We start from the raw sequence: 25,368 nt of genomic DNA, 5'->3' as shown, positions 1-25,368 counted from the left end.
TTTCCAAGCGTCTGACGTTTTGACACTCCCACCGCTAAAGGGGATGGGCTTCCGTTTGGGAAAAAATCTGCGATCGAGTACATCAGCCAGATTTTCGGCTACATCAGTGATATCAATGTCAGCCAGCTAGGTTATGCTAGTTAAATTAAATGCTAAGAGCCAGGTTTCATTAACAGGAGCCTGGCCGGACCAACGAAAAAACATACATAAACATTAGCATAGTTCCGAAGGAATTAGCACGCAAGGCGCATACGCTTGTCGGGTAGTTATGTAGCAATTGGTTCCGGCAACAGCATCCAGGAAAGGGCTCTAGCGTCATCAACATTAAGAGGAGTTCTATGCAGGGAAACGCATCCGGTACTAAACCCCCCGCTCGCTCGCCCGAATCCAATGACCTGCGCGACCATTGGGAAAATGATGTACTACCCAGACTGACACCAGAGATGGTGTATACAGACCCATCTCACCGCTTTCAGATTTCCAGCGATCGCTGGCGAGGGGGCAGCCCTTTCCGAGAGAGCAAGTCAGGTACTTCCTTCGCTGTCTGGCCATCTACACTGCGATTCTATGATTCCGGCATGGGATTTGCCGGAAATCCAATTTCCTATGTCCACAGCCTAAAAGTAGGGCGTTGGGAACACCCCAAAGGGAAAGATTGGGTGGAAGCTCTGCGGGCACTGTCTCACCTCGCGGGGGCCTTTGACAATTTCCCTACTCGCGAACCTTCAAGAGAGCAAATCGAGCGAGCACAAAAGTGGGAAGAGCGCCGGAGTATCTTTTCTGCTGTCTATATCACCTGCGCCCAGCATCTGTGGAGCGATTTAGGCTCTGATGCTCTAAACCATTTAATAGAAGAGCGGGGCTTTACGGAGTCGGAGTTGCGCGATTTGGGTGCGGGCTTGTATCCAACTCTCGAAATAGTACAGGGAGCGATAACCGAGCAGCAGTTCAACATTAGCTTAGCTGAGCAATGCGGGGTGTTAACTCGCAAATGGGAGGGATACGTTGTGTTTCCGTGGCACAACCCCTACGGCGAACCTTTGACGCTATACGGACATTGGCCTGCATCTAAAGGAGATATTCCCCTCAAGAAAAACCATGTCGGCTGGAAGAAAGAACACGACACCGCGCGCCGCGCATGGAATAAACTCTCGGAGGCTCAAAAAGTTGCACAGCCTTGGACTGATGCCCAAATTCCCAAAAAGTACGCCTGCTGGAATCCTAAAGATGAGTCGGGTTCCTGGCTAGCGACTAAAGAATCTCCTCTCTATTTTGATAAAGTTGTTAAAGCGAACCACCACGAAGCAGTGCTGGTCGAAGGTGTGACCGATGCAGCGATCGCTCAAGTTAAAGGAGACTCTCGTGTCATGGCTTGCGTAGCGGCAAGCTTGTCTGGAGAACAAGTCCAAACTCTCAAGCGGCATCGGGTGCAGCGGGTCAACGTTTGTCTCGATCCCGATAGTGCCGGAGAGAAGGGAATAATTAGCTGCATTAAGAGTTTACTTTCTGGAGGCATTGCTCCCTATGTAGCTCCGCTACTGCCTCTCGACGATCGCGGTGACGGGGACCCCGATCGGTTTATTATCTCTCGTGGCATTGAAGCGTGGAAGCAGCATACGAGTTTTGACAGTGCGACTCACGGCTTGCGGTGGATGGCTCGGTATATCGTTGCCGCTGGACGTAAGGGAGCAGAGGAATTATCCGATGCCGCGCGAGAGACAATTTGGCAGGAAGCAATCCGCTTTACTAATACTGTCGATCGGCAGTGGGAAGACGCGATCGCCACTTACTTTTGGTCAGAAATAAAGCTGGCTGTAGGGGCGGTGGAAATCCCAGAGGGGAAAGAATCCACTATTATAAAACGTGAATCGGTTAGAGAAACTGTCTCTCTCTTGCAGGGCAGCGATAGCGGCGACTCTCACCGCAGCAGCTCTGTTCATAGTAGCGGAGGCGATCGCGCCTTTAATCGTAGAAGTGACCGTGTCGGCGGTGGCGGGAGTGGTGGTGGGTTTAACGATAACTACGATGGCAATGGCTTTGAGTCCCGCAATGACTGGGAGGCTCCGATGACTTGTAACGGGGAAATAGGGAAGTGGTTTCGCGATCGAGAGGGTAATGAAAAATTTAGACCTCTTGCTGATTTTGATTTTATCATTACTGGGGAAATTGCGGCTCCAACAAGTTCTAATTTGGGTGGGGGGTATTCTCTTAAAATTAAGCGCTCTTTCGATCGGCGCGAAGTTGAAGTGGTGATTTTTTCCTTGGAAACAATTACGGTTAAAGAGTTTATTACTACTCTCCTGAGAAAAACAGGATTTCATTTGAATTGCCGTATGTCTCAGACTGATTTGGTGGCGCTTATTCACGCTCGCCTCGAAGAATATCACCGCAATCGGGCTGGGAGAGTTTATCGCTGCATTGATAGGTTCGGGCAGCAGTCGGACGGAACTTGGGTATTTGCTGACTGCCAATTTAAGGCAGACGGTACTCCGACTGATTCAAAAGAATCGGGGTGGATTTATAACCCTCAATTAGGAGCGGTTGACCATATTCTATGTCCTGAAATTCAGCCACCAAACCCTGCTGCTTTGCGAAAGTTGATTGAAGCTCAGCGCAAGTTTGCTGGTTCTTCTTTTATGTATTTCTTGCTGTGCGATGGTTATGTGGCAGCGTCGCTGCACTTTCAGGAAATTATGAGGGTGGAAAAATTCTTTCCCATTCTTAATCCTTATGGAGATCCGGGTAGTAAGAAAACTATTGCGGTTCTTTCTGCCATGTCTATGGCGGGCTGGGGAAATACGGAAAGAGGAGCTATAGCGCGATCCAGTGTCAGTATGGCTTACGAACGCCTGAAATGTCTGGGTTCGATTCCTAGTCTGTGGGATGACCCGCCGGGAAAGACGCGGATTGATAGAAATATTTTGGACGATTTTTTTCAGAGTCTTTATAATGGTTTGCCTCGGCAGGTGCGGGGTAATTCTCAGCAGCCTTTTTCGCCGATGATTCCGACTTCAAATCATAGTTTGGGGGAAACGAATCCGGCTACGAAAACTCGCATCATTCCGCTGTTTATGCCTGTGATTAATGATGGCGAACGCAGCGCTTGGGGGGAGCTATCTGAAGCTCGCGAGCAAGCTTCGGGGGCGTTTGGGCAGTTAGTGGCGATCGGGTATTCGCAAACTCTTGTGAAGGCTTTGCGCGATCGCTTGTCTCGGCATTTGCCGACTGCTCACGACCGAGTTGCTGATAATTTAGCTATTCTCGTGTTTTATACCCAGAAAGTTGCAGATTTGGCGGGGTTGGACATTGATGTGGAAAAGTGGACGATTGCCAATTTGTGCGAACCTCTGAATGAGAGTTTGACGGGACTCAACTGCGTTGCAGATTTCTTTGAGAAGTTGGAAGCGCTGGTTTCTTACGATTCTGTTGGTTCCTGGAATGTGGCAACGGTGGAAACTAGGGAGGAAGGTCGAGTTCTGGCGCTGCACTTGCCTTCGATTTGGCCGGAAGTTGAGCGGGAGTTTAATCCGGCTTACAACCGGCCGGTGCTGGAGCGGGTGTTGGTGTCTATTGGCGCGATTAAAAATAGAAGTGCTAAGTTGCACTCCAGCCGAGACTTGGTGCTGGCTTACAATCGGGCTAGGCTCACCGCACGGGAAGATGCTCAGGGGAATGCAATTCTTCCTACTCCGCCGGAACGGGTCAATAAGAAGTGCTTGCTCTTGCCTGAGAGCTTGTGCCACGCTCTCAACTTGCAGTGGCTGTTGGACTTGAACGGCCCCGACAGTGATAGTACCGGTGGCTTCGGGGGAGGGGATGACCCTGACGATCCAGATGGCTCGCCTCCCGGCTCTAAGACAGGGGGCGGTACTGATGTTGAGTCCGATGAGGAGTGCGAGGTTTCTCAAAAGTTTCACTGTTCGCCAGATTTAGGAGGTTCAAGTAACCAAGTTGGGAACTGTACTAATATGAGTCTCAATAGGGAGGTTACTCGCTATAGCTCAGAGGGGGTAAGGGTTTCGCACAGTGGAGAAACTGTAAGTAACCGATTTAATAAGGTGATGCCGAAAAATCAGGGAGTTGGGATAACAGTGGTAACATCTGGTTCAGAAATGTCTGAAAGTTATGGCAGAAGCCATATTGGGCCATCGGGTACTTCAAGTTACTTAGAAGTTACTCGACTCGAAAGCTTGGTAACATCTGGGGAAACTGCGGCTAACAGAAAGGATTTTGCAGAAAATAGACAAGAAAGCAAAAGTCGGGAGGCGATCTCGCGAGATAGAGCACCTGTTCGTTAGCTTGAGTAGTTGCTCGCGATCGCGTTGTGTACCGCATCGGGCAACTTCATACCCCGCTGGTAAATTTCTTGCAAAACAATGCGCTCAAATTCAGAATTGGGGTCAGGAAAGCGATCGCAGGCACTCGTATTGCTGTTCGGGGGAACCGCCAGGGGTGTGTCGGCTGACGCTACTACGGGTCATTTCCTCCAAGAGCGATAGAAGATATTGCTGGTGACAAATTCAATGAGTAAATCATCAACGAAGGCAGGAATCTGGGTATAAATTTTTATTACTTCATTTCCTTCGATGACCGTTTTCGATAATAAGGCTAGTTGATAGATAGGTAAATTAGTTTCCTATTCACTTCCTTTCTGATAGGTAGTAACTCCTTGATTTTTATTTGTTAAATAATCAAGAGTTTCATCGCCAAATATCTTCTCCTGATCACGTTGTAGGATTCTCTAAAATTTCTTTTTCTCTACCCTGGCAATAAATTTCTACTTGAATGTCTCACTGGAGAAGTCAAGGCGATAAACATTGCATAGTTTCTAGGTCAAATAGCGGCGAGCGCCGCTATGGGGAGTGACTTGCTCATTTTCTATTTTTCTTAACGGCAATTTTGGGAATTTTTATGAATGAACACAATTTTACTTTATTACCGATTACCTTACCACCGATGTTGCCCAAAATGGTAGGAGTTGTGGGTAATAGCCGATATTTTTCACTTGCTTATTGGGGCAGCAAGGCAACCTGGTTCGATGGTAGAGGATTGGGAACGTTTAGTTACTTTGGCGTATATTCACCGCTAATTGAACATCCAGCTTTAGCCATTCATTTAGAGTCATACCACCTGGGTTCTGATGATTTACCGCCCACTCATGCGATTTTATGCGATTGTCTGGAACAGAAAATGTACGTAGGTGACTATGCAGAAGTCGAAAAAGTTTTAGAGACTCAACACCCGCCAGTGCCCAATCTGTCACCTGAAGAATTCTCTCAATTATCAGAACAAATTGCTCTTGATATGGCAGATTTTGACCTCGAACAGTTTCAGCGGTTAGGAATGTTTGAACTATTTGCTGGACACAGCGAACAGCAAAAACTAGAACTGGTGGAATTAGTGCAGTGGCTCGATCGACTCGTCACAGAAGACTTACTGCAACAGTATGTAGAAGCTGCTAAAAAGGGCAATTGGACAGCCATTTCAGTGCTGCAAAAATTGTCCCAGCGTCTCCAAAAATCTTAGTTTCTGATATAATGCGCCAGCTTCAAAGAAAGCGTCAGGATAGCAAAACTAAGCGAAGTCAGATTAAAAAAATGCGAGGAAAAATTAATGATGAGTAACAATATTTTCTGGAACTATTAACTTCAATGTTGACTCAAATCGACTTGTTAAAGTAGTGGAAATCCAAGCTGTTGCAACATTTCTTTCAATCGCTCGCGCCCATTTAAAGCTTGTGCTGTTGCCACTCGTTTTACTGAATGCTCAACCCAATCGCCTGCGACGTTCATATGCTGAGATTCGTAAAACTTTTGCATAATTTCATTGTACTGGGCGATCGCTTCTTCTTGTTGAGCGAGATTATATGTTTCCCGATGTAAAACAGCAGCCTGGGGTAAACGAGGTTTCACGGCGGCTGGTTTTGCTGGATCGGGATAGCCCACGCACAAACCAAAGACGGCAAATAAGTGAGGCGGTAATTGGAGAGTTTCGGCAACACTTTGGGGATGGTTTCGCATTCCACCAATGTAAACCGTGCCTAACCCTAATGACTCTGCTGCGATCGTTGCATTCTGAGCTGCCAATGCTGCATCGATGGTTGCTGTAACAAACATTTCCAGATAATCTAATCCTTGGGCAGGTAGCCCCCTTTGCATAGCCAGATGATGCAGCCGTGCTAGATCTGCCAACCATACCAAAAACAATGGGCATTGGCGGATATGGGCTTGATTTCCTGCCAGTTGAGCCAGGGTTTCTTTCCTGCTAGGATCTTCAACCGCTACTACACTCCAGGTTTGGAGATTGGAGGAGGTAGCGGCAGACTGGGCGGCAGCGACCATAAGTTCTAGGGTTTGCGGCAGTAAGGGGTTAGGTAGATAGGCACGAACCGAACGATGGGATAGCAGGGTTGCCAATGTCTCATTCCAGAGACTATTGGGATTGAACGTATCTACGCCGTAGCGATCGCGAATTAAATCAGTTACGTTGGGAGTGTTCATAAAGTAAGGCAAATTGGCTCAACATGGGTATGGTAAAACAATCCTGACTCAAAACTTAAAACTCTCAAGATGGGGAGACGGGAATTCCTAACTCAAAACTCAAAACCGCGAAGCGTTGCGAGGAACGAAGCAATCTCTCAAGATGGAACGCCATGTTTGAATTAAATAGAATCCAATCTATTGCCCAATCTTATACTCCGCAAGAGCTATTTGCTGCTTTGGTTTGGCAGCGCCAATTCAATCAATTTAATGGTATCGAAGTTATTACTGACCTTGCTAACCACCCTTCTTTATGGGCAAGCTTCATATTTTCAAAACCCATCTTTGCACCCGATGAAAACGGTTTAAGCTTTAATGGCGTACTCGACACGCTGTTAGCAATGGCAAATTATCGCCCGATGCCTGAAACTAGCATCATCCATTTTATTCCCTACCCAGCCGACACACTTTACTTGCTAACAGAAAACCAAGATACAACGGTGTCTCAGCTTTTAGACTTTGGCAAAAAGTGGCGGGCTGACTCGGTTGAAGTATGTGATGGAACAAGTGAGGAGTATGGCTGGCAACTTAAACGCCGACTGATTGCTAGGCTCGAAGGAGCACTTTGGGGTGATAGTCCTCAAAAAGCTCAGGATGCAGTCGTTATTTCTTACTGGTGGGATTGACTTAAAAAACCTCTCAGATTGATAACAAATTTAGCTTAAACAAACTTTTCTTACCTCTGTAACACAGATTCCGAAGCGATCGCAAGAAGTCTACTGTCAAACTCTCAAGCTTCGCGATCGCGAATAATTCGACTTTTGACCTCGTTGGGAAGCCTGCTATCGTTCAAAATTTCGTCGAGCAGCGGTGAGTTTTTGCCGGAATCGTTTGCGATCGCCACAGCAACAGCGCACTGATTGGCTACTGGCATCATAGAATTGTTAATGATGAAGTCTTCTCGGACAATAGCAGCCAAAAACTCGGAGTCAAATTTAGCAATTTTAGTCAGCAGCCCTGTAACAACTAATTTATCTACTTTCCGGCTAATATCTGTAATTCTCAGTAACGTGCGGGTACAAGTACCAACTTGGGGCATAAATTCTCTCTGTTCTAAGAGAGCTATTTGATTAAAAGTAATCAGCGCTGAAGCTGCTCCCATGTTAATTGTATCTTGATGGGAACTTTTAATAATTCTATGAGTTAAATCAAAAGTAGCTTTTGCTAAATCGGAGTCAAGTGTTTTTACCCCTGAAGGATGGTTCCAAATCGCTGTTTCTATTAATACGTACAAAAGTTGTATTACTTCTGGAGCTAAATCATTTTCTAAGGTTGCAAAAACAGCCAGTATTTCTGATGGGGCCACTGTTTGGGAATTGACTTTGGCGATGAAAGCTTTCAAACAGTTCTGACGCACGCCAACGAAGGACGACTGAGCGAAAATTGGGAGTAATTGTTGTAGTTCAATGGGTTTTTTCTGTTCGGCAAGAGCCAGTACAAATGCCGAGGCATCGAGGGCGACATCTCGTGACGAATCTAAACAGAGTTTTGCTAGTTCAGAGATAGCTGTCGCCGAGTTATTTGTTGCTTGCTGGTCGTATAATTTTGCTAAAGCAGAACGCGCTTCTTTTGAGTTAACATTTTGTTGTAAATAAGCTTCTAGTTGAGGAGGAACGTTATTAAGTTTTTTAAGGATCTGAGCTTTTTGTTGAGCTGGCAATGTCGGGAGCAATTGTTCAAGAATTTCTCCCAAAAGTTGCTGTACTGATAAATTACTCGCCAGAGTATCGATCGCTCGAATGAATTCTACGGGAGATTGAGCAATCGCTGGGACAATCCACTCAACTAAGGCTAATTCTAGTTCGCTGCTGAGAGGATACGAACTGTTAGCAGCACTTGCCAACTCTCTGAATAATAAAGTAAGAGTTGATGCCCGATTTGCAGGGATAGTTTCTATGGGTATTTTTAGTAAAATTGCCGCAGTTTTAGAGGCAGCACCGCTACGAATTGCTGCTAAAATAGCAGCCAGGTTGCGCCGTGTTAAATCTCCCATATCACTAGGCCAACTTTCACTCAATGTACTTCTTAAAATTGCTTCTAACAACGTTGAATCTGATGCAGCAGCGCGACCGACAGCACTAGCAGCTACAGCCGTCCAGTATTTATCTAGTGGGGCGTAGAGTGCTTCCAGCCAAGTGGTTCCGAAACAAGTGTCTCCCGCAGTCAGCAAGTTGGGCAACAAACGACTGAGCAGTTCTGTCGCGTTTTCTTGTTCTTTGAATTGTTCTGAAATAGGTTGAGAGATAATTGTTAGTAAAAGTTCTCGCTGTATAGTAGTGGGTACGCCTGGTGTTAAGTAAAGTTCAATGACAGTAGACCGCACATTTCCGCCGAACAAAAAGTAATATTTTTTCAGGCTTTCTAAGATTTCTAATTCAATACTTTTCCGTTTTTTAACATAATTTTCATAAAAAGCACCGATAAACTTGCCCCAAATGTGATAGCGTTCTTGTCGGTTATTTTCTCCTGTTGGCGACGATCGATTAGCGATCGCTTCTAGGGAACGCTCAAACCGGTAACTCCCAGCGGGTAAGCGCCCTAATAATTCCGCTGCTGTTTCTGCTGCTTTGTTAATTAATTCTGAACCAACGCTTCCTAGCAGTTGAACTGCTATTTCCCAGGCTACATCGCCGTGTCGCTGTGGCGATCCTCTGGCTGCTGCTAGGAGGGTTTCTTGAAAGGTGTAGTCTTTGGCGATTGCGATCGCTAGTAGAGACAGCAAAACGGCTGAGGATTCCGGTTCGGTTCGGGAAACACTAGCAAATGTGACAGCGCGAAAAGGTAAAATTTTGGTTGTGTCTAATTCCTGAGAAAATTGGTTGAATTCTGATAGACTCAAAAGAGTTAAAAGTTGGCGAAATATTGACCAAATATAATACCTAGAATCCGCAATTTTAGAGACAATTAAATCATTTTTTAGTTGAGTTTTAGCTCGTTCGCCTGTTTCAGTTGCATTCATCCAACGGGCAATTGTATACTCTAAAAATGTCTGATGAAAAAATCCTCCGCGCTTACCTCCCAAGTCTTTAAAAATTCCATCACTTTTGAGGGAATTGTAAGCTAAAAATTCAGTTTCGCTAAGTTCTAAATCGCTCTCATAAACAAAGTCGCGCAATCTTTCTCCTGAACTTTCATACATCAGCCGCGACAGTTTTAAACACAGTTTTTCTTTGGCGAGGCCCAGATGTCCTGACTGCAAGTTATGACGGACTTTAGCAATTTTCCACTCCCAATATTTTTCGTAGAGTTGGCTCACTGTTAAATCTTCGGGGACAGTTTCTTCAGCGGCAAACAAGTCGCAAAGTAAAGCCAGTAGTAAGGGGTGGCGGACGATTTCTTGGAGGGATACACTATCAGCAGAAAGGGCAATAATGCGCTCGGCAAAAGATTGCTGGCTGGCTAAAGTGCTGAAACCCGGTTGAGTTTTAATGAATTCTTGCGCTGCTGTTCTGACTTCTTCGGTGGTGAAGGGAGTAATCTTGCAGTTGTCAGTGACGCTTTCTCGGAATCCGGCAAAACTTTCGTGGTAGGGTTCAAAAAAGTTACTGTAATCGGTATCGCGACAGGTAAAGGCGACAGTTGTACCAATTTCTAAGAGTTGGTATAAAATACTACGCAACACTGAAACGAGCGGTTTAGTGAGTACAATATCTAAGGTATCAATTAGGAGAATACCTCGATTTTGTTGGGCTGTTAGTTGTTGGGCAATTTCTACAATTGATTGTCGTTTCCCACTAATTTTTTCACCGAGTTCTAGGGCAAAGTTTTCAGCAGATTCGATTAAATCGTCGCAGCGTGCTAATGCTAGCCAACCGTTGCTGGATTCAATTTTTTCGCTGTCTAATTCATCGTAGATACTACCCAAAATAGTGCTTTTGCCGTATCCGGCAGCTCCTAAAATGGGGACGACGCGGCGCTTATTTTCTTGGAATCCCGCACGAATTTCTTTCAGACACTTTTCTAGCAGGGTTTGACGGTGAATGGGAGGGAGAATATAGGGATTGAGGGCAGTTCGAGCTCTAGCGGCGCTACGTTCTACTGCGACTAGCAGTTCGTCAATTAGTGGGTCAATTAGTGAATCAATTATTTCCGGTTCTGATTTTGGTTCTAAGCCAACTATTTCCTGCCAATCCAAGTCAAGATGATGGCAAATCTCCATAAAAATCCGGCGATAAATTGACTTGCCTGTAAAAAATCCGTTGGCAGTTGAGTAAGCAATTTCAAGCTCCAAAGCCAAGTCACTCTGCGTTAACTTGTTGCGCTCCAAAGCTTTTCTGGCGATTTCTGTTCCTGTGGCTGTTGCTTGCAGAGTACGGTTTGACATAAAGAGTCGGAGCGGAAGAGTCGCTATTTCAACTCATACACGAACTCATATAAGTTTGTCAATTACTCAAATCTGAACTCAAATACTCTCCTGCCAGAATCAAATTGTTAGGTCAAAAGCTCAATCTGGGGGAGTAGATGGAATTTACACCAGAACCTCTGCACGCCGCTTGGCTGCAAGTCCGCAAAGGCAGTCGCAGTGCTGGTATTGACAACATTACTGTTGATTTATTCGCTGGTGTTGCTCGATACCAGTTGCAGGTTTTGTTGTGGCAATTACAACAGGAAAATTATTTTCCCCGTCCCGCTAAGGGGTTTTATCTGCGTAAAGCCAGTGGTGGTAAGCGTTTGATTGGCATTCCCACGGTGAGGGACAGAATTGTACAGCGCTTTTTGCTAGACGAACTGTATTGGCCGCTGGAGGATGTTTTTCTCGATTGCAGCTATGCTTACCGTCCCGGTAGGGGAATACAAATGGCTGTTAAACATCTGTATTCCTATTATCAATTCGGGCAGGCTTGGGTCATCAAAGCTGATATTGAGAAGTTTTTTGACAATCTTTGCTGGCCGCTGCTGTTGACTGATTTGGAGAAGCTGCAATTTGAGCCGACTTTGCGGCAGTTAATTGAGCAGCATCTTGCGTCAGGAATTGTTGTTAAAGGTCAGCATTTTCATCCCAATCAGGGGGTTTTGCAGGGAGGAATTCTTTCGGGTGCTTTGGCGAATTTGTACTTAAACGAGTTTGACAGACTTTGTTTGAGTCACGGTTTCAATTTAGTGCGTTTTGGTGATGACTTTGCGGTGGCTTGTGCAGATTCTATTCAAGCTAATCGTTGTTTGGAGCAAATTAATTCTTGGCTAGGAAGTTTTTATCTAAAGCTTCAGCCAGAAAAGACGCGGATTTTTGCACCGGATGAGGAGTTTACTTTTCTCGGCTATCTGTTTCGCAATGGACAGGTTTTTGCACCGGAAAGAACTCAACCCACGACTAAAGTTGTACGGGCTTCGGGAACCTCTTTCTCTCGCTCGGTAACTCGCAAAGTACCTGTATTTTCTGGAAAGCCTTTGGCTTGCAGTATTTCTGTGAAGCCGATTGTTTTTCCCCGTGCTAATTCTGAACATTTTTGGAGGGAACCTATGAGTACGCTGTATGTTACGGATCAAGGCTCTTATCTGAGCATCTACAACCAGCAGTTTCAGGTGTTTTATCAACGGGAGCTGCGGATTAAGGTGCCAGCTTCTCGCGTGAGTCATATCATTTTGTTTGGCTGTTGCAATTTATCTCATGGTGCGGTAAGTTTGGCTCTGCACGGTCGAATTCCAATTATGTACTTATCTCAACGGGGTCGCTATTTCGGGCGCTTGCAAGCGGAGGGAATGGCAAAGGTTGAATATTTGGAACGGCAAGTGATTGGCTCACAAAGCTCCAAGTTTGTTCGCCAACAAGCTGAGGTAATTGTATGGACAAAGCTACATAATTCTCGTGCATTACTGATGAAGTTAAATCGACGCAGACCGTCAAAAATTGCAGCAATAGCAATTGAGGCAATCTTGCAATTAATGGAAGATTTACATCAAGCTGCCTCAATGGATGCACTACGAGGATATGAGGGTCAAGCAGCTAGTCTCTACTTTCAGGGGTTGGGTTCTTTATTTACTGGGTCGTTTGTATTTGAAAAGCGGACAAAGCGGCCACCGACTGACCCCATTAATAGCCTGTTGAGTTTGGGTTATACACTTTTGAGCCAAAATGTTCACTCGTTTGTTCAGGCAGTAGGGCTGCACACGCATTTCGGTAATTTACACACTCCCCGTGATTACCATCCAGCGTTGGTAAGCGATTTGATGGAGGAATTTCGCGCCCAAGTTGTTGATTCTTTGGTGGCTTATTTGGTGAATTCTAAGATTTTTGTACTAGAGGATTTTACACCGCCAGATGAGCGGGGTGGTGTCTATCTTCAACCTTATGCCCTAAAGAAGTACCTGAAGCATTGGGAGGAAAAATTACTTTCTGAGGTGACTCATCCCCATACAGGGTATCAAGTCAGTTTGAGACGGTGTATGGAACTACAGGTGCGAGAGTATATTGCTTGTTTGATGGGGGAAGTTGAAGTGTACCGCCCTATGCTGTGGAAGCTCTAGTGTTTGCTAACTGTTCATTGATTTGTTTAGTTTATCAATGAACTGCCACTGATAAGCATCTGAGGGGGTCTGCTAGGGTTTGAAATCCTTATTCTTTCGTTGACCCTCTCGGATAAAGCTCTGGAAGAGGTTTTCAAGCTTGTGTTTGGCAGACTTATTGAGAAGTAGACTCATTTATTGCAGAAGAAACTTGACCCCTTCAGATCAATGGGTGTATGATGCTCTCATACTCAGGCTTCTACAAGCTGATGGTTTGACCCTTACTAAAGGGAAAAGGTGCTGAAACAAGAAACTGCTTTCCACCCCTGCTCAGTGGGAAAGAAATGTTTGACCCTTACTAAAGGGAAAAGGTGCTGAAACTGGAGTGAAAATCGGAGGAGTAGGAGCAGCGCCACCAGGTTTGACCCTTACTAAAGGGAAAAGGTGCTGAAACTTTCAACTACACCATCCTCCCCATCGGGTCCCGTCATGGTTTGACCCTTACTAAAGGGAAAAGGTGCTGAAACAAATGAGAGCTAAATGTCTTAAAAAGATAATGGAAAAGTTTGACCCTTACTAAAGGGAAAAGGTGCTGAAACTCGTCTTCTTCACCTTCAAAAGAAAGAGTGCCGTCGTTTGACCCTTACTAAAGGGAAAAGGTGCTGAAACCTAATCAGGCATTAGAGAAATTCAAAAGCAAAAGCTAGTTTGACCCTTACTAAAGGGAAAAGGTGCTGAAACATTAGCCGGGTTGATTGCGAGCTGCAACACCACGTGTTTGACCCTTACTAAAGGGAAAAGGTGCTGAAACATCACTATATTAATAATGATAAGAGAAAAAGTTTTGCCAGTTTGACCCTTACTAAAGGGAAAAGGTGCTGAAACCAGTCGTTGTTGTAGATGTAATGATAGCGCCGTATTGTTGCGACCTTCGTAAGAAGGAAAAGGTGCTGAAACAAACCTGTATCATCTCTACTCATCTGTTCTTTCATTTGAGTGTTGCGACCTTCGTAAGAAGGAAAAGGCGTTGAAACGGTAGGCATCAGAATGTTGCGAAGCTAAAAGTTATACTCCCCTGTTGCGACCTTTTCATTAAAGTTTAAGTCGTCACTTTTTAAAACGGAGAAGAAGATGGCAATGTTACCAACAGAACTACCCAATTGGTATAAGGTTCAAGGAATAGGCAATGAAGAGAAAGGCTGGGTGCCAAAAACTGAAGACATTGTTGAAGGCAGTCAACGGGAAAAGAAAGAAGTAACAGAAGCGTGGAAAGGGACAAATGACTTAAAAGCTTCCAATAGCTATACTCTTCGCATTGATGACTTGCAAGTTATTAGTCCCCTACAAATTGGTGGCGGCAGTTTCCCTGAAGGTCATATTTTACCAGCACGAATTGCTGGAATCCCCTGCATCCCAGGTTCAACGCTGCGGGGAGCTTTACTGAGCTGGATAGAAAAAATCTTAAAGGTATCGCCTGAGAATTTGTCGCCAGAGGAGAGAGAGGAGAGAAAGTTTTGGGAAAGCTTAATTGATGGTCGCGGAGGATGGCAACCTCGAAAAATTCGCTTTGAAAATATTAGTTTGAAAGATAGCATCCAGCCTTTTCCCCTAAACCCCCAACAAGAATGGCAGCTTTTTTACGACGAAAACAGCAGAAAAAAATTAGGCGTTCAGTGGCAAGTTTCGCCTCAATTTCCCCCACCATCACAGAACAGGGCGATAGTTACAACTTCTTCTAAGGCACTGGCTAGGGGGACAGACCCCTCTAATTCTACCTCTAATTCTATCTGCATTCAAGTAGAACTCAAAGATAATTCTCCCAAGGGAAAACACTGGCTAAAACAGCGTATCAAAGAGATGCTGAAAGAACAAGGAATTGGTAGAGGAACTGCATCGGGTTTTGGGCGTTTAGCGACATCAATCCCTGAAGAAGGAACATGGACAATTCATTTAACAGGGATGAAACCTTGCATCCAACAGCATAAAACAGAAAACTCTCAAGTAACTCAAGAGGGAAAATATCGTTGGACTCCCCAAGTCTTGCGGGCCTGCTTGCGAGGATATTTTACAAGGATAGCTTTACTGGTCTTATCAGATAGTGATGCCAGAAAGTTAACTGACAAAATTTTTGGTGCTACTAATTGTCTAGGACAGTTACATTTAACCAGTTACCTCTCAAAAATCATTGCCGGCAATCCGAGAAGCTATAGAAATATCAAGGCAGGGGTTGCCGATGAAACGTGGGAGATTGTCGTCGATGCCGCATGGCGGAACCCTGCCAAATATGAAAATGTAGAAGTGGAGGAATTAGTTCGCACGCTTCTGGAACTTGCTAGTTATTTAGGAGGGCTTGGACCTGGATGGCGACGACCGCCCCATACTTTCAGAGGTAATATCTATCGCGGTAGCCAATTTACTGTAACCCCAAGCAAGTACAACAAGCCCTTGACTTATGAAAATTCAGAAGTGCGTATCGGGAAAAGCATTCAGTGCATTTATAACTTAATTCGGGAGTTGGCTAGAACTGAAAGTATGACTCCCCATGAAAAACCGCGACCAAAACCCGGTAGTATTTATAGTATCTGGCGAGGGGAGGTGGAGCAATGGCGAGACATTGTGCATCAAGTTTGCAGCACGAGTGCAAATCCTCGCCCTGATTGGTGTGGCAGCTCTAAAACTCATCCCTCTGGGTATGCTGTCCGAAAACATCAAAACTTTTCTCTAATCTCAGTCTTTGACAAAGAGATGATTACTGTATCTAACTCAGGTGAAGAAACTGAGCTGCAAAAGAATGGATATGAGAAAATTTGGGGACTCAATGCAATAGTACGCCCTCAAGCTCCCTAAGTTGTTAGCTATCAACATCAATACCTATGATATCAGATCCAGTCAATAGTCAATAATTGCGATAGCGGAGTCTGCTACTATCAAGCCTCTGTGATTGCTAAAAGCTAACGCTTACGCTGCGCGAACGTTCCACTCGCAATGACGATTGCGAGTCATTGACCGAACCTGATATGAGGTAGCGAGGTGCTGCAAGAATGGCTGAATGGTACAACAGCCTCAATGTAATTGCTACCTTGCAAGGTCAGGGTTTCAGGCGTTGATGGAGGGGAAATAAGGAGAGTTGTATGGACTCTGAACAGGGAGAGATTTCTTTAATCCTCCTTCTTAGTATTACTGTCTTTTTTAGCCTCTTCCTTATTTTTTCTTCCTCTTCTTTCTTCTTGGCTTCCTCTTCCTTATTCTTTGCTTCCTCAAGATCGTGTACTTCTTTTAATCGCACCGCCCAAAACTGCACTGTATCTGCTATTTCAAGGAGCAAATCAGTCAAGAGTATTTGTTGATTCATGTCAAGCTTATCATTATCAAACTTTGCCCGAAAAGTTTCTGTGGAATCATCTTCTTTAATTCCCAACTCACTGCCAACAATGTGGCACAAGACTTTCCGCCCCACATCCCAGGCAGCATATTTTTTGCCATCTAACGAGTTTTCTCCACCCTTACTTTTAGTTGATTTTGAGAGCGCCCAGAAGCGCAAAACCCCCCAAGTAGCTACATAGTCAGCAATCGTGCTGGCTTCCGCATACCAATCTTTAATATCGTCTTTTATGTTATTTAATTCTTCAAAAACTTTGCTATCTAATTCATAAAAGCTAACAGCAGTTGGCTCGTTAGACATAAATTCACTCCTATTTGGGATTGGCTAAAGATTGCTTCAAGGATGGAAAGCCACTCAACACTAGGAAGTCCTGCACGATTGCATTAACCCTCACTTTTAGACTGGCTATTTTCTGGTATTTCTTCAGTAGGTGCTGTTAAAGTTTCCGATGATTCAGTATTTGCCGCCGTTTCTTCAGCAGAGGTTGCTGGCAACTTCCCAGCAAATTGAATGGAAATACGACCGTAACCCACACTCCACAAACCGCCCAAATAATGCTCTTGTCGAAGAAATTTTTGCCACTGTTCCAAATTCAATTCTTTATTGCCGCGAGTTGTCCAAGCCATCATAAACAATGCCCCAGGCGGTAGCCCTTCAACAGCAAACAAATTTTTTACTAAGCTTCCCTTTTCATCAGGAGTATCATTGAGGCTGACTCTCGGCTGCCGTACCAATCCCATATCTACAATTAAATTAATAGTATCGTCCGGTACGACAATCAGCCGATTTTTATCAGGTAAATTCTCGCCATTAATTGGTAAAGGCAAGCTTTCTGGTTCGTGCTGGTGGATATTTTTCAATTTTAACCAGCGCAGGTAAAGGTTTTTTGCGTTCGCGAGAGATGGTTCTGTAATGTAAACGTTATCTCGACCGAAGGGGAGAGAAGATTGGTGAGAGAACTGCTGAAATCGGTTCAGCCAAGCAGGACAGCTTACCCACCAATTGCCATATCCTAAGACATGGACGGGCCACCACACCGGCCAGCACCAACTGAGGGCGACGCAGCCAGGAGACATTTTGTTGCTTTCCTGTCTGGTGGAGTCTTGATTTTCACCAGCGCTCGGCTGCGGAGTTGGATCGGTCACTGTTTGGTTTTCGCTTTCCTGTCTGGTGGAGTCTTGATTTTCGCTGCCAAACCAATCTCTAACGTATTGGTTGTAAGCATCATCAGTTTGAGCGTGCTCTCGCAGGGCACCCCGGATAGAACTGCCGGGAATCACGGGAGTGCGATCGGGTAAGCGATATACGGGATTGTTGTTGCCCCGGCTGCTGCTATCTGCACCACCAATGTGGACGGGTTCCCTGCAAATTAACCATTCAAGTCCTGTTTGATTTTCTGCCATTTTTGTCTGTTCCTCAGAGTCTTTAGCCTTCAAATTCTTTGTCCTTAAAAAGCCACAAATGACCGTAGCCTAAAAGGTAGCGGTTGTCTTGGTGATTGTAAGGATTCGGTAAAGGCTGCGATCGCAGCCCTTCCGGCGCTTTTCCCTCCCACAAGTAAACAGCACCAGCGGGAGTCATCCACTCCCCAGGCGTCAACGTGGCTACTTTTCTCTCTGTGTCCTTACTGTGCTTGACCTTTTTCCAAGATTGCCAGGGAACTCCTAACTCAGCAGCATAGGCTTTAATCCTATCTGTATAAGGGTAGGGAATTGACTCTTTGCGCTGTTTGTTTTGCCACAGTGCGCCCGTGAGTAAAATAGCGCCGGTAGCGTCGTTGTAGTCAGCCTTGCCATCCTCATACCCCCCATCGAGCCACTCGTCCATCAAACCCTCAACAGGCTCAATTACCACTGGGGTTGAGCCGGCTCCCAAAAAGCTGTAAGGTGGCGGTTCCCAATCGCCAATCACCTTAACTAAAATTGACCATCCCGGCGCGAGCAGCGTGGTCATTTCTGCAAAGAATCCACCCTCATCTTTGACTAAAAAATCCTGGCGACTATTGTGGCTTAAAGTCAGAGTTTCCCAAGGTAGCTTTTGCAGAGTAGCAGATGTAGATTCCTGTCTCATCCAGAAATCCTGCAAGCTATTGCCACCGATTAAATACCTACCACCGACAATCTCAACAGTTCCATCTTCTTGGCTTCTCTCATGTTCGGCCTGCACTTGCCAATGTTCCTGCCCTGGATTTCCGCGCCACTGCAAGCGGTAAATTTCCTCTGGAACCTGACCGTTTTCTATCGCGCTTCTATCTGTTGTATAAACCGGCAGAGGCAGAATAACATAGGGATCTCTGCCGTCATACCAAAAAGGTCCCCACAACGTGCAGCCAGGTTTGCAGTTAAGTTCGTATTTAGGCGTGGGCAAGTTCAAACAAGCTGCAAGCTGATGACCGTTGGGAGGCCAACGACAGCCAACTTGACCGCTATTTTGACCCACTGGAGTCAAATTACCGATCGCCACTGGTCCTAGCGGCGTAATTGCATACCATCCCGTCACGGCTGTATCCTCCCCAAGTTTTCTAAGCTTTGTAACCAATTTTGGCGATCGCGCTCTTGTCGCGCTAAAAAAGCCCTCAAGCTAATCCAATTAATCCACCATTGCCAATTACCAATTTCTTGTTCTTCATGCTGGCGATCGCTGTTCTGTTCTATCTCATCCCAAGTCAAACTATCAAGACCCACTGATTTCCAGAGGATAGTCAATAACTCTTGAACTGCATAAATATTCTGCTGTCGCAAGCGGACGCTTTCAAAATAAAACAGCAACTTTTCCCAGCGGTTCAACTCTGTTTCACCTTGAGTTCTGAGTTCGGCAGCCATCAGCAAATTCCAGAGCGGCCAAGGGCAGACCCACTCCAGAGATTGCCCACTATTGAATAAGACCCGCACACAGACGCGATTTTTTCCTCTTTCCTTCGCTTTCTTGTAAGCTTCATTCAATCCCACCGTCCACTCAATGGTACTTCCCCAAGTTTGAGGAACGTTTTTTTCCCACTCTTGGAGAAAGTTGTCTTCAACATTCCGCCGCTCCAATAGGTGAGGGTGCCGAAACTTCTCGCGATCTGCTAGTTTCATGCCCCATTTCGACTTGCTCGGTAACTTAAATTGGTCTTCTAACTTAGCGCTAAGTTTTTGATTCCAGATGTCTCTGGCTTGGGGATAACTACATACCCAAGTTGCTGCTACAGCAGTACGGTCAGGAAAAGTCCCCCAAGGGCAGGGAGGTGGTGCTTTGCGCCACAATTTGTGGAGGGCGGATTCAATTATTTCAGGAATTGAAGCCAAACGTTTAACCAATTCGATGCTATTGAGGCGATCGCTCTTAGAAAAAAGGGCCGATAAATCACTTTCCTCTGTTAAAGAATTCCACCACTGCTGAATTTGATCGTCCCGCATCCCCCAAGTTCCATTGCAATAAATTAATCGCAAACCGGGATGCCAAATAGACAGACAACCATCGCTAGGACTGCTACGCCCTCCCCACCACGTCCCTTTCCACTGCCGACTAACTTTTCGCTTTTCTATCAGTTCGTGCAAATTCTTAATATCTTGGTTAGCCGATTCAATGTTTAATTTAACCTCCTCAGCATAAACATACCAGAGATACTGGCAATCATTGTGGATGACGCGCCATCCTTGACCGTTAAACAAATTTCTATACTGAGGATGATTGATAACAGCTTGCTCCAAGGCTTTTACAAATCGCAGCCATTTATCTAACATTCTATCAATTCGATCGCCCATTAAGCTGTGATAAAGTTGGTTTCTGACTGCTATATATCCCAAGATTTTTTCAGGTTTTTCTTCTAGCTTCCAATTGTCTATATAAAACTTTTTAAAATTAGCCCACTCCGAGCCTGTAATCTGGTTAGCTTTTAAGGGGATAGGAGAACCTGAATAAGAAGGATCGTATTCATACTTTCCATTAGCCAGCAGTGAAGAGACAATTTGAGAAATATCACAACGAATGTGTACTTTCTGTTTAGTATCGGTAAACATCAGCTTATGTTCCTCCCATTGATAATTACCATTGCCCTGCTTTTCTAATAGCAGAAATAAAGCTAGTTCTAATGCACCTGCTATTCTTAAATTCCAGTGCATCCATTGGCTGCGCTCGCGAAAAGCTTTTTCGCTCCAGTAAGCAATGCTCACCCGTTCGATAATCATATCTCGACCCGGTTTAATCCGCCAATCGTCGGGGGTAGCCGTTGCATCGCGATCGCTCAAGTTCAAAGACACTGCCTTATCTAAATTTACAAGGCTCGTTTCAAGGTCTTTATAATTCGGATGGTTTCTATCTAATAACTTCATTCTTGTCTTTTGAGGAATCTAACTCTTCATCTTTTTCTCGTGGAGGAGGAGAGAATTTTATGGCACTGTCTTGAAAACAAATCTTTTCATTGAGCCAGGGTCTTCAAATAGTAAAAGTCCCCAGGCGTTACAGCGAGTCGATCGCCCCCTGCAACCTCGCCTTATAATCCTTCTCACCTCGGTTTGTTTGATTTCGCATACTGTCCTTTTGTAACTCAAGCAACTTCTCATAAATCCGCGATCGCCCCGGAACCTGACACCAATTGCCAATCGCCTCAGCCAAACCCTCCACCTTTTCAGGCCAATGGCTCGCCTCCTCCTGCAAGTTCTTTGAGTCTTCAGAACTCAACAAATCCCGACAGCCCACCAATTGAATAAAAGCTTCCACCTTCTTCTCTGAAGGTGTTGGAGGCTTAATCTCTTTGAGCAGTTCTTCTTGATAGTTCTCCGGCTGGCAGCTATCCACAAACAAGAATAACGGATAACGCAACCACTGACCGAGGGACTTCGCCCACTGTTTAGCTGTCGATAGCAGTGGAGGCTTGGATTGTATCCAGAGAATCTGTGAAGATGCAGGATGAGAAGGGTTCTGCCGCTGCCAATCTGCGATCGCCCCCCACAGTTGGCAAACCCCGTCCGGCTGAGCTTTCACCAGTTCGCCCAAACTTTCGCGATCGTCCGGTGAAAACAGCTCTTGATTTTGAGAAAGCAACTGCTTAAACTTCTCCAGCTTTTGCTGGAAAGCGCGATCGCTCATCCGCAGCCGCGCCTTTCTCCAAGCCCAAACTCCCCCCCCTACACCCGCAGCAGCCAGCAAGCTCAAAATAACGGCTACCCCAAATGGGTGTAGCGAACCCCCCAGCAACAAGCGTACTGTAATGGGACTGCTTGCAGTAATCAAACCTGCACTAGAGGCAACAATTGCTCCAGTTCCCAACCCGGCACTGGCGATATAGACGGCATTTTGTAGCTGGCGATCGCGCTCTTGCTCTGCCTCTTCTTTCGCCCGCAATTGCTGCGAGTAAATACGCTGCCACTCCTTGTCTGCCTCTTCCTTCTCTCGCAGGGCGAGGACGGAGATGCGATCGCGCTCTCGATCCGCTTCTTCCTTTTCCCTTAAGGCTAGTAAGTACAAACGTTCTCGTTCTTTGGCAGTTTCATCCTGACGGCGCATTTCCTCTTGGCGTTGGCGATCGCGTTCTTTGGCAGCTTCGTCTTGTTGTCGTATTTCTTCTAGACGCTGGCGATCGCGCTCTCTCTGAGCAGCTTCCTGCCGCTGCAAATACTGCAACTGCGAATATTCCTGCATTTCCCGCACTTCGTCGTTCACTTCCCGATAAAGCTGCTCTAGCAGAAATACCTCTTGCCACTTGCGGTAGCAGCGGTGGTGGTGCTCACGCTGCATTGCTTGGGTGAAGTAACCCCATGCTGTAAACGCCAGCAGTCGGTTGCGGATCTCCTTAAACACTGCCGTGTTGTTCTAGCTTCTTGAGAGAGTTGAGGGAAAAAGGGTTCCCAGGTTTTTTGCCTTGTCGCTTCATTCCATATTTGCTGCTCTGCCTCCAGTCGCACGTTTCTCTGGGTTTTAATAAAGCGAAAAAAGTGAAGAAAATCTAGCCAATCATTAACCTTATTGGTATCTTTGACCTTACTGGTATCTTTTGGTTGGGTCTGCACAACGGCAAATCCAACTCCTACCTGAAACAGGATTAGTTGCACTGCTTCAGTTCCTTCACCTTTTTCGCCAAAGGTAAAGGGTATTTCTCCTTTAGTTTCCCACCGAAGTTTCCAGTTAAATTTGCTCGTAAAGCCGAGTGTATTCAGCGCAGCGTAGTTGAGTTTCCAGTAGCGGACTGTTGGAGGATTCCTGTTGGTATCAAGGTAGTTAGCGATGTGAGCTAGTAAGTCATCCGTTGGAAAAGTATGGGGTTCCCACAGGGGGATATCTCGTTTTGCCCCCGACACTGTAGCGCCATCAATCGCTTTAACTCGCGCTTCAAACTCGGACGCTTCAAATAGGAATGGGTAGACAAAATAGATAAATGAAGTTTTCTGATCGACAACTGCTGTTTCAAACATCATTTTTTCTCTCTGTATCCATTCTAAAATTTTGGTCAGCAAAAATATTAGCGTCTAGTTCAACTATAGATGAAGTTGCAGAGAATAAAGATACTATAGTTACAAAAGTATTTTCAAGGAGAAGTATCCTAATTTTTGGCATCCAAGCAGGCGATTGCCCCCACATTGGCAGGCAGCACCCCAATTTTAGGGTTGAATGACAGCCAACTCTCCACCGCCACGATTATACCCCTCTTCTGTCGCTTAGTGACAGAAGAGAAGTATCCCTCCCAGCAAAGCAGAGGTTATCAGCCTTGAGCCAAATTGTTACAGTTTTCAATCGAGCGATCGCACTTTACCAGAGAAGGCGATCGCCAGTACAGCACTTTGCGAGACCAAGAGGTACAGTAAAAACCGCTCAGATATTTACTGGTGCTAATGTGAATCAATCTCCTCAATTGAAATGGTTTGCTCTCCCTCATATTCCCAATAGAATCTCAGAGCCATCGAAGCCGCAGAACCCCAAACTTCACCTTTTTTATATCTGTATCGGTGGGTTCTCAAGCTTCTGTATTCAGGCCCTTCTGATGCTATTCATCGCCAATTCATCCATTAATAGGTTGAAAAAAGCGCGGTAAACTTCAGACTCGAATTCAGACTCACTGACTTGCAATTGCTGGAGCAAAACGCTTTGGTTGTGCATTTTTGCCCAGGTAATACTCTCGGCAAAAGCGCGGACAAATTCGTGTTCTTGCTGGCGTTTTAGTTGCTTAGAGCGATATTTGGCTGGTCGTTTTGAGTCGGGTTCGCAGTAGCCCAATTCTTGCCCTTGGCGGCTGATATAATAGATGGGAATTTTGCGAGATAATACTAGGTTGACGGCTTGGCGCGACAGTTGGCAAAGGTCAAACAGAGTAATGAGAGTGACTTGTTTTACTGGTACGCTTACACACAAGTTATCTTTGTGAGTAATTTGGAAATGCTGCTGTTGGACGCTGAGAATTGAACCGGGTTCAGTGATGTAGACTGCGGTCATATTTTCCCTCTGATGAAAGTTGATGTAGGGGCAAAGCGGTCGTTTGAGAGATGTTTGTTTAACTCTCTCGCTTTCTTTGGGGCCTATATTTTTATGTTCTCAGAGGGGTATATGAGTTCGGATTCGAGCTGTTAACTTTGATGTATGAGTTCGTGTATGAGTTGCAGTAAGGTGTCTTGCAGTGATACAAGATCGAAAATTAATAAATGAGCATATTGAAGCTCTTTGTCACTGGCTAGTTATTGAACAGTTAGTAGAACAACCTTTAGCTCTTAGTTTGTAGCAGCATCCTTTTTGGCATGAAAATGGCGAGCGCTTTTTAGGGATGAGAAGGCAATCGCCTTTATTTTATAATTATAAATGCTAGCTTTCCTTTACCAAAAGTTGTGTTTTTATTCCACATAATCTATTATATAGTTAACAAAAAAACTCCCGGTCTCAGCATCTTTGTATGACTCATTTCTCCAAACAGTTCAAACAAGGCCAATTCTGCTCAAGCCATTAACACTGGTCGTTTTGTAGGCTCGGCAAAGAAATTTGTAACTAATCGGTAACATATATCGTCAAATTCAACCAGTTCAAATCTCGCCTCCAAATTAGCCCAGACATTCTTGTTTAACCCAGCCTGATACCGATAGTTAAAACGACCTTCTTGAGTTAATTGCTGCTTTAAATTTGCTAGGTCTCCTGGCAACCAAAAATCAGCCATTATCCTTTTTGTAGCTTCGACTGGCGAGGTTTCCAGCAATTGCACCATTGGGGCATTGATCCAAAGTTGGGCATCATCCCTCATCCTGACAAGGCTCATCGGGCGCGAGCTTTCAATCATTCCCTGCAAAATTTTTAACAACTGCAAATCAATTTGGGGGTTTTCACAGCCGTAAACAGCCTGCTTAGTTTGAGCAAACAGATCCGAATTGATGGTTTGAGATGAGACAACGAGGGACTTTTTTTTCTGCTGAGAATTAGCCCAAATAGCTGGAATTTCATAGGGTTCGGATTCCCCTGGAACAAATACACGACACCACTGGCGCTTACAAGCTGCTGCACTTGCTGCTAATGCACTGGCTGAACCGACTAGCGTATTAACGATTTCATTTAAGTCTGGATGAGGTTCCAGCCGTAGCACAAGCGCATCCTTGGTAAAAGCTGTCTTAGCCAAAGCCAGCGCTTGATCGTAAGTATAGTTACCCACAGCTTGCTCCTTCATGTTCATGGCAATGCGGCGATTCTGGTAATTCTGAGGGAGTGGGGAAAGACCTATCTCTAATTTCGCTTAAAACTTTTGAGTTCAAACCTACCTGTTTTAAAACTCTTGCCAATTTTACAATTTCAGCGTTATTAGGAAATTCTCCCACAGCTAAATCAAACATTCGATCTCGATCAATGTTAGCTTTCACGCTCAGAGATACAGGATCTAATAAATCGATAATTTCTGCAATCGTCAACTTGTATAACCGAGCAAACAGAGCTTCTTTGATCAGTTGGCTACCAAAAGCCGAAAGTGAAGCGCCGCCCGCCAACGCTTCTAGCACATCCCGCACTCCTTCGAGATCGACGTTAACTCTATCTGCCATCTGTAAATTGAACTAATCT

Annotated in this window: 19 protein-coding genes and 1 CRISPR repeat array; of the genes, 7 read left to right on the top strand and 12 right to left on the bottom strand. The window is 45.2% G+C overall.

Features of this window, described 5'->3' with window-relative positions; all coding sequences use genetic code 11:
• Positions 1–338: 338 nt before the first annotated feature.
• The 3 genes from OSCI_RS13915 to OSCI_RS13910 all read left to right on the top strand — a co-directional run bounded on the left by OSCI_RS13915 (position 339) and on the right by OSCI_RS13910 (position 5,526).
• Positions 339–4,298 carry a toprim domain-containing protein gene (locus OSCI_RS13915; protein ID WP_007355624.1) on the top strand — a complete coding sequence of 1,320 codons (3,960 nt, stop codon included), beginning with the start codon at positions 339–341 and terminating at the stop codon, positions 4,296–4,298.
• Between the two features lie 78 nt (positions 4,299–4,376).
• Complete coding sequence (locus OSCI_RS31990; RefSeq protein ID WP_267879576.1) at positions 4,377–4,499, top strand: hypothetical protein; 123 nt, start codon at positions 4,377–4,379, stop codon at positions 4,497–4,499.
• Between the two features lie 412 nt (positions 4,500–4,911).
• Complete coding sequence (locus OSCI_RS13910) at positions 4,912–5,526, top strand: hypothetical protein (RefSeq protein ID WP_007355623.1); 615 nt, start codon at positions 4,912–4,914, stop codon at positions 5,524–5,526.
• 146 nt (positions 5,527–5,672) lie between these two features.
• Here OSCI_RS13910 and OSCI_RS13905 read toward each other — a convergent pair whose 3' ends face one another.
• On the bottom strand, positions 5,673–6,500 hold the full coding sequence (locus tag OSCI_RS13905; RefSeq protein WP_007355622.1) for an NADPH-dependent oxidoreductase: 828 nt from the start codon (positions 6,498–6,500) through the stop codon (positions 5,673–5,675).
• Between the two features lie 152 nt (positions 6,501–6,652).
• Between OSCI_RS13905 and OSCI_RS13900 the strand changes: the two genes are divergently transcribed.
• Positions 6,653–7,165 (top strand): hypothetical protein, encoded by a 513-nt coding sequence (locus OSCI_RS13900; protein WP_007355621.1) that lies wholly within the window; start codon positions 6,653–6,655, stop codon positions 7,163–7,165.
• Between the two features lie 104 nt (positions 7,166–7,269).
• Here the strand turns inward: OSCI_RS13900 and OSCI_RS13895 are convergent, their stop codons facing one another.
• Entirely contained in the window at positions 7,270–10,863 is a 3,594-nt protein-coding gene (locus OSCI_RS13895) for an NACHT domain-containing protein (RefSeq protein ID WP_007355620.1), read from the bottom strand.
• Between the two features lie 137 nt (positions 10,864–11,000).
• On the opposite strand from OSCI_RS13895, the gene cas1 (OSCI_RS13890) reads away from it, so the two are divergent.
• Both cas1 (OSCI_RS13890) and OSCI_RS13885 read left to right on the top strand, forming a co-directional pair.
• Positions 11,001–13,004, top strand: coding sequence for a CRISPR-associated endonuclease Cas1 (cas1, locus tag OSCI_RS13890; protein ID WP_007355619.1), 2,004 nt, complete (start codon positions 11,001–11,003; stop codon positions 13,002–13,004).
• A 251-nt stretch (positions 13,005–13,255) separates the two neighbouring features.
• A CRISPR array of direct repeats spans positions 13,256–13,868; the repeat unit is 35 nt; unit sequence GTTTGACCCTTACTAAAGGGAAAAGGTGCTGAAAC.
• Positions 13,869–14,114: 246 nt separating this feature from the next.
• Complete coding sequence (locus tag OSCI_RS13885) at positions 14,115–15,830, top strand: RAMP superfamily CRISPR-associated protein (RefSeq protein ID WP_234708753.1); 1,716 nt, start codon at positions 14,115–14,117, stop codon at positions 15,828–15,830.
• Between the two features lie 241 nt (positions 15,831–16,071).
• Here the strand turns inward: OSCI_RS13885 and OSCI_RS13880 are convergent, their stop codons facing one another.
• The 6 genes from OSCI_RS13880 to OSCI_RS13855 all read right to left on the bottom strand — a co-directional run bounded on the left by OSCI_RS13880 (position 16,072) and on the right by OSCI_RS13855 (position 22,760).
• Positions 16,072–16,665, bottom strand: coding sequence for a hypothetical protein (locus OSCI_RS13880; RefSeq protein ID WP_007355617.1), 594 nt, complete (start codon positions 16,663–16,665; stop codon positions 16,072–16,074).
• A gap of 83 nt (positions 16,666–16,748) precedes the next feature.
• Complete coding sequence (locus tag OSCI_RS13875; protein WP_007355616.1) at positions 16,749–17,768, bottom strand: RAMP superfamily CRISPR-associated protein; 1,020 nt, start codon at positions 17,766–17,768, stop codon at positions 16,749–16,751.
• Between the two features lie 22 nt (positions 17,769–17,790).
• The gene (locus OSCI_RS13870; protein ID WP_007355615.1) at positions 17,791–18,864 is read right to left on the bottom strand and encodes a type III-B CRISPR module-associated Cmr3 family protein; all 1,074 of its coding nucleotides are present in this window, start codon (positions 18,862–18,864) and stop codon (positions 17,791–17,793) included.
• The gene (locus OSCI_RS13865; RefSeq protein WP_007355614.1) at positions 18,861–20,678 is read right to left on the bottom strand and encodes a hypothetical protein; all 1,818 of its coding nucleotides are present in this window, start codon (positions 20,676–20,678) and stop codon (positions 18,861–18,863) included. Before OSCI_RS13865 ends, OSCI_RS13870 begins: the two co-directional genes overlap by 4 nt.
• A 127-nt stretch (positions 20,679–20,805) precedes the next feature.
• The gene (locus OSCI_RS13860; protein ID WP_157135567.1) at positions 20,806–22,083 is read right to left on the bottom strand and encodes a hypothetical protein; all 1,278 of its coding nucleotides are present in this window, start codon (positions 22,081–22,083) and stop codon (positions 20,806–20,808) included.
• Positions 22,026–22,760, bottom strand: a complete 735-nt coding sequence (locus OSCI_RS13855; protein WP_157135566.1) for a hypothetical protein — start codon at positions 22,758–22,760, stop codon at positions 22,026–22,028. Before OSCI_RS13855 ends, OSCI_RS13860 begins: the two co-directional genes overlap by 58 nt.
• A gap of 132 nt (positions 22,761–22,892) precedes the next feature.
• Here OSCI_RS13855 and OSCI_RS29985 point away from each other — a divergent pair, with 132 nt between their 5' ends.
• The gene (locus tag OSCI_RS29985; RefSeq protein WP_007355611.1) at positions 22,893–23,054 is read left to right on the top strand and encodes a hypothetical protein; all 162 of its coding nucleotides are present in this window, start codon (positions 22,893–22,895) and stop codon (positions 23,052–23,054) included.
• Here OSCI_RS29985 and OSCI_RS29980 read toward each other — a convergent pair.
• The 4 genes from OSCI_RS29980 to OSCI_RS13840 all read right to left on the bottom strand — a co-directional run bounded on the left by OSCI_RS29980 (position 23,045) and on the right by OSCI_RS13840 (position 25,349).
• Positions 23,045–23,218 (bottom strand): hypothetical protein, encoded by a 174-nt coding sequence (locus OSCI_RS29980; RefSeq protein WP_157135565.1) that lies wholly within the window; start codon positions 23,216–23,218, stop codon positions 23,045–23,047. The genes OSCI_RS29985 and OSCI_RS29980 overlap by 10 nt on opposite strands.
• A gap of 92 nt (positions 23,219–23,310) precedes the next feature.
• Positions 23,311–23,772, bottom strand: coding sequence for a CRISPR-associated endonuclease Cas1 (gene cas1 / locus OSCI_RS13850; RefSeq protein WP_007355610.1), 462 nt, complete (start codon positions 23,770–23,772; stop codon positions 23,311–23,313).
• Between the two features lie 493 nt (positions 23,773–24,265).
• Positions 24,266–24,988 carry a hypothetical protein gene (locus OSCI_RS27905; RefSeq protein WP_007355609.1) on the bottom strand — a complete coding sequence of 241 codons (723 nt, stop codon included), beginning with the start codon at positions 24,986–24,988 and terminating at the stop codon, positions 24,266–24,268.
• On the bottom strand, positions 24,960–25,349 hold the full coding sequence (locus OSCI_RS13840) for a hypothetical protein (protein ID WP_007355608.1): 390 nt from the start codon (positions 25,347–25,349) through the stop codon (positions 24,960–24,962). Before OSCI_RS13840 ends, OSCI_RS27905 begins: the two co-directional genes overlap by 29 nt.
• Positions 25,350–25,368 lie beyond the last annotated feature (19 nt).

It is taken from the genome of Kamptonema sp. PCC 6506 (assembly GCF_000180455.1).
Classification (GTDB): Bacteria; Cyanobacteriota; Cyanobacteriia; order Cyanobacteriales; family Microcoleaceae; genus Kamptonema; species Kamptonema formosum.
Note: the sequence above shows the minus strand (reverse complement) of the source record. Positions and strands in the feature narration are given on the sequence as shown.

Bases quoted from the DNA above. Each gene is read 5' to 3' on its own strand.
- OSCI_RS29980 (WP_157135565.1), bottom strand. From the start codon at position 23,218: ATGAGGGAGAGCAAACCATTTCAATTGAGGAGATTGATTCACATTAGC.
- OSCI_RS13865 (WP_007355614.1), bottom strand. From the start codon at position 20,678: ATGAAGTTATTAGATAGAAACCATCCGAATTATAAAGACCTTGAAACG.
- cas1 (WP_007355619.1), top strand. From the start codon at position 11,001: ATGGAATTTACACCAGAACCTCTGCACGCCGCTTGGCTGCAAGTCCGC.
- OSCI_RS13910 (WP_007355623.1), top strand. From the start codon at position 4,912: ATGAATGAACACAATTTTACTTTATTACCGATTACCTTACCACCGATG.
- OSCI_RS13905 (WP_007355622.1), bottom strand. From the start codon at position 6,500: ATGAACACTCCCAACGTAACTGATTTAATTCGCGATCGCTACGGCGTA.
- OSCI_RS13900 (WP_007355621.1), top strand. From the start codon at position 6,653: ATGTTTGAATTAAATAGAATCCAATCTATTGCCCAATCTTATACTCCG.
- OSCI_RS13880 (WP_007355617.1), bottom strand. From the start codon at position 16,665: ATGTCTAACGAGCCAACTGCTGTTAGCTTTTATGAATTAGATAGCAAA.
- OSCI_RS13885 (WP_234708753.1), top strand. From the start codon at position 14,115: ATGGCAATGTTACCAACAGAACTACCCAATTGGTATAAGGTTCAAGGA.
- OSCI_RS13875 (WP_007355616.1), bottom strand. From the start codon at position 17,768: ATGGCAGAAAATCAAACAGGACTTGAATGGTTAATTTGCAGGGAACCC.
- OSCI_RS13895 (WP_007355620.1), bottom strand. From the start codon at position 10,863: ATGTCAAACCGTACTCTGCAAGCAACAGCCACAGGAACAGAAATCGCC.
- OSCI_RS13860 (WP_157135567.1), bottom strand. From the start codon at position 22,083: ATGCAGCGTGAGCACCACCACCGCTGCTACCGCAAGTGGCAAGAGGTA.
- OSCI_RS13840 (WP_007355608.1), bottom strand. From the start codon at position 25,349: ATGGCAGATAGAGTTAACGTCGATCTCGAAGGAGTGCGGGATGTGCTA.
- OSCI_RS31990 (WP_267879576.1), top strand. From the start codon at position 4,377: ATGCGCTCAAATTCAGAATTGGGGTCAGGAAAGCGATCGCAGGCACTC.
- cas1 (WP_007355610.1), bottom strand. From the start codon at position 23,772: ATGACCGCAGTCTACATCACTGAACCCGGTTCAATTCTCAGCGTCCAA.
- OSCI_RS27905 (WP_007355609.1), bottom strand. From the start codon at position 24,988: ATGAACATGAAGGAGCAAGCTGTGGGTAACTATACTTACGATCAAGCG.
- OSCI_RS13855 (WP_157135566.1), bottom strand. From the start codon at position 22,760: ATGATGTTTGAAACAGCAGTTGTCGATCAGAAAACTTCATTTATCTAT.
- OSCI_RS13915 (WP_007355624.1), top strand. From the start codon at position 339: ATGCAGGGAAACGCATCCGGTACTAAACCCCCCGCTCGCTCGCCCGAA.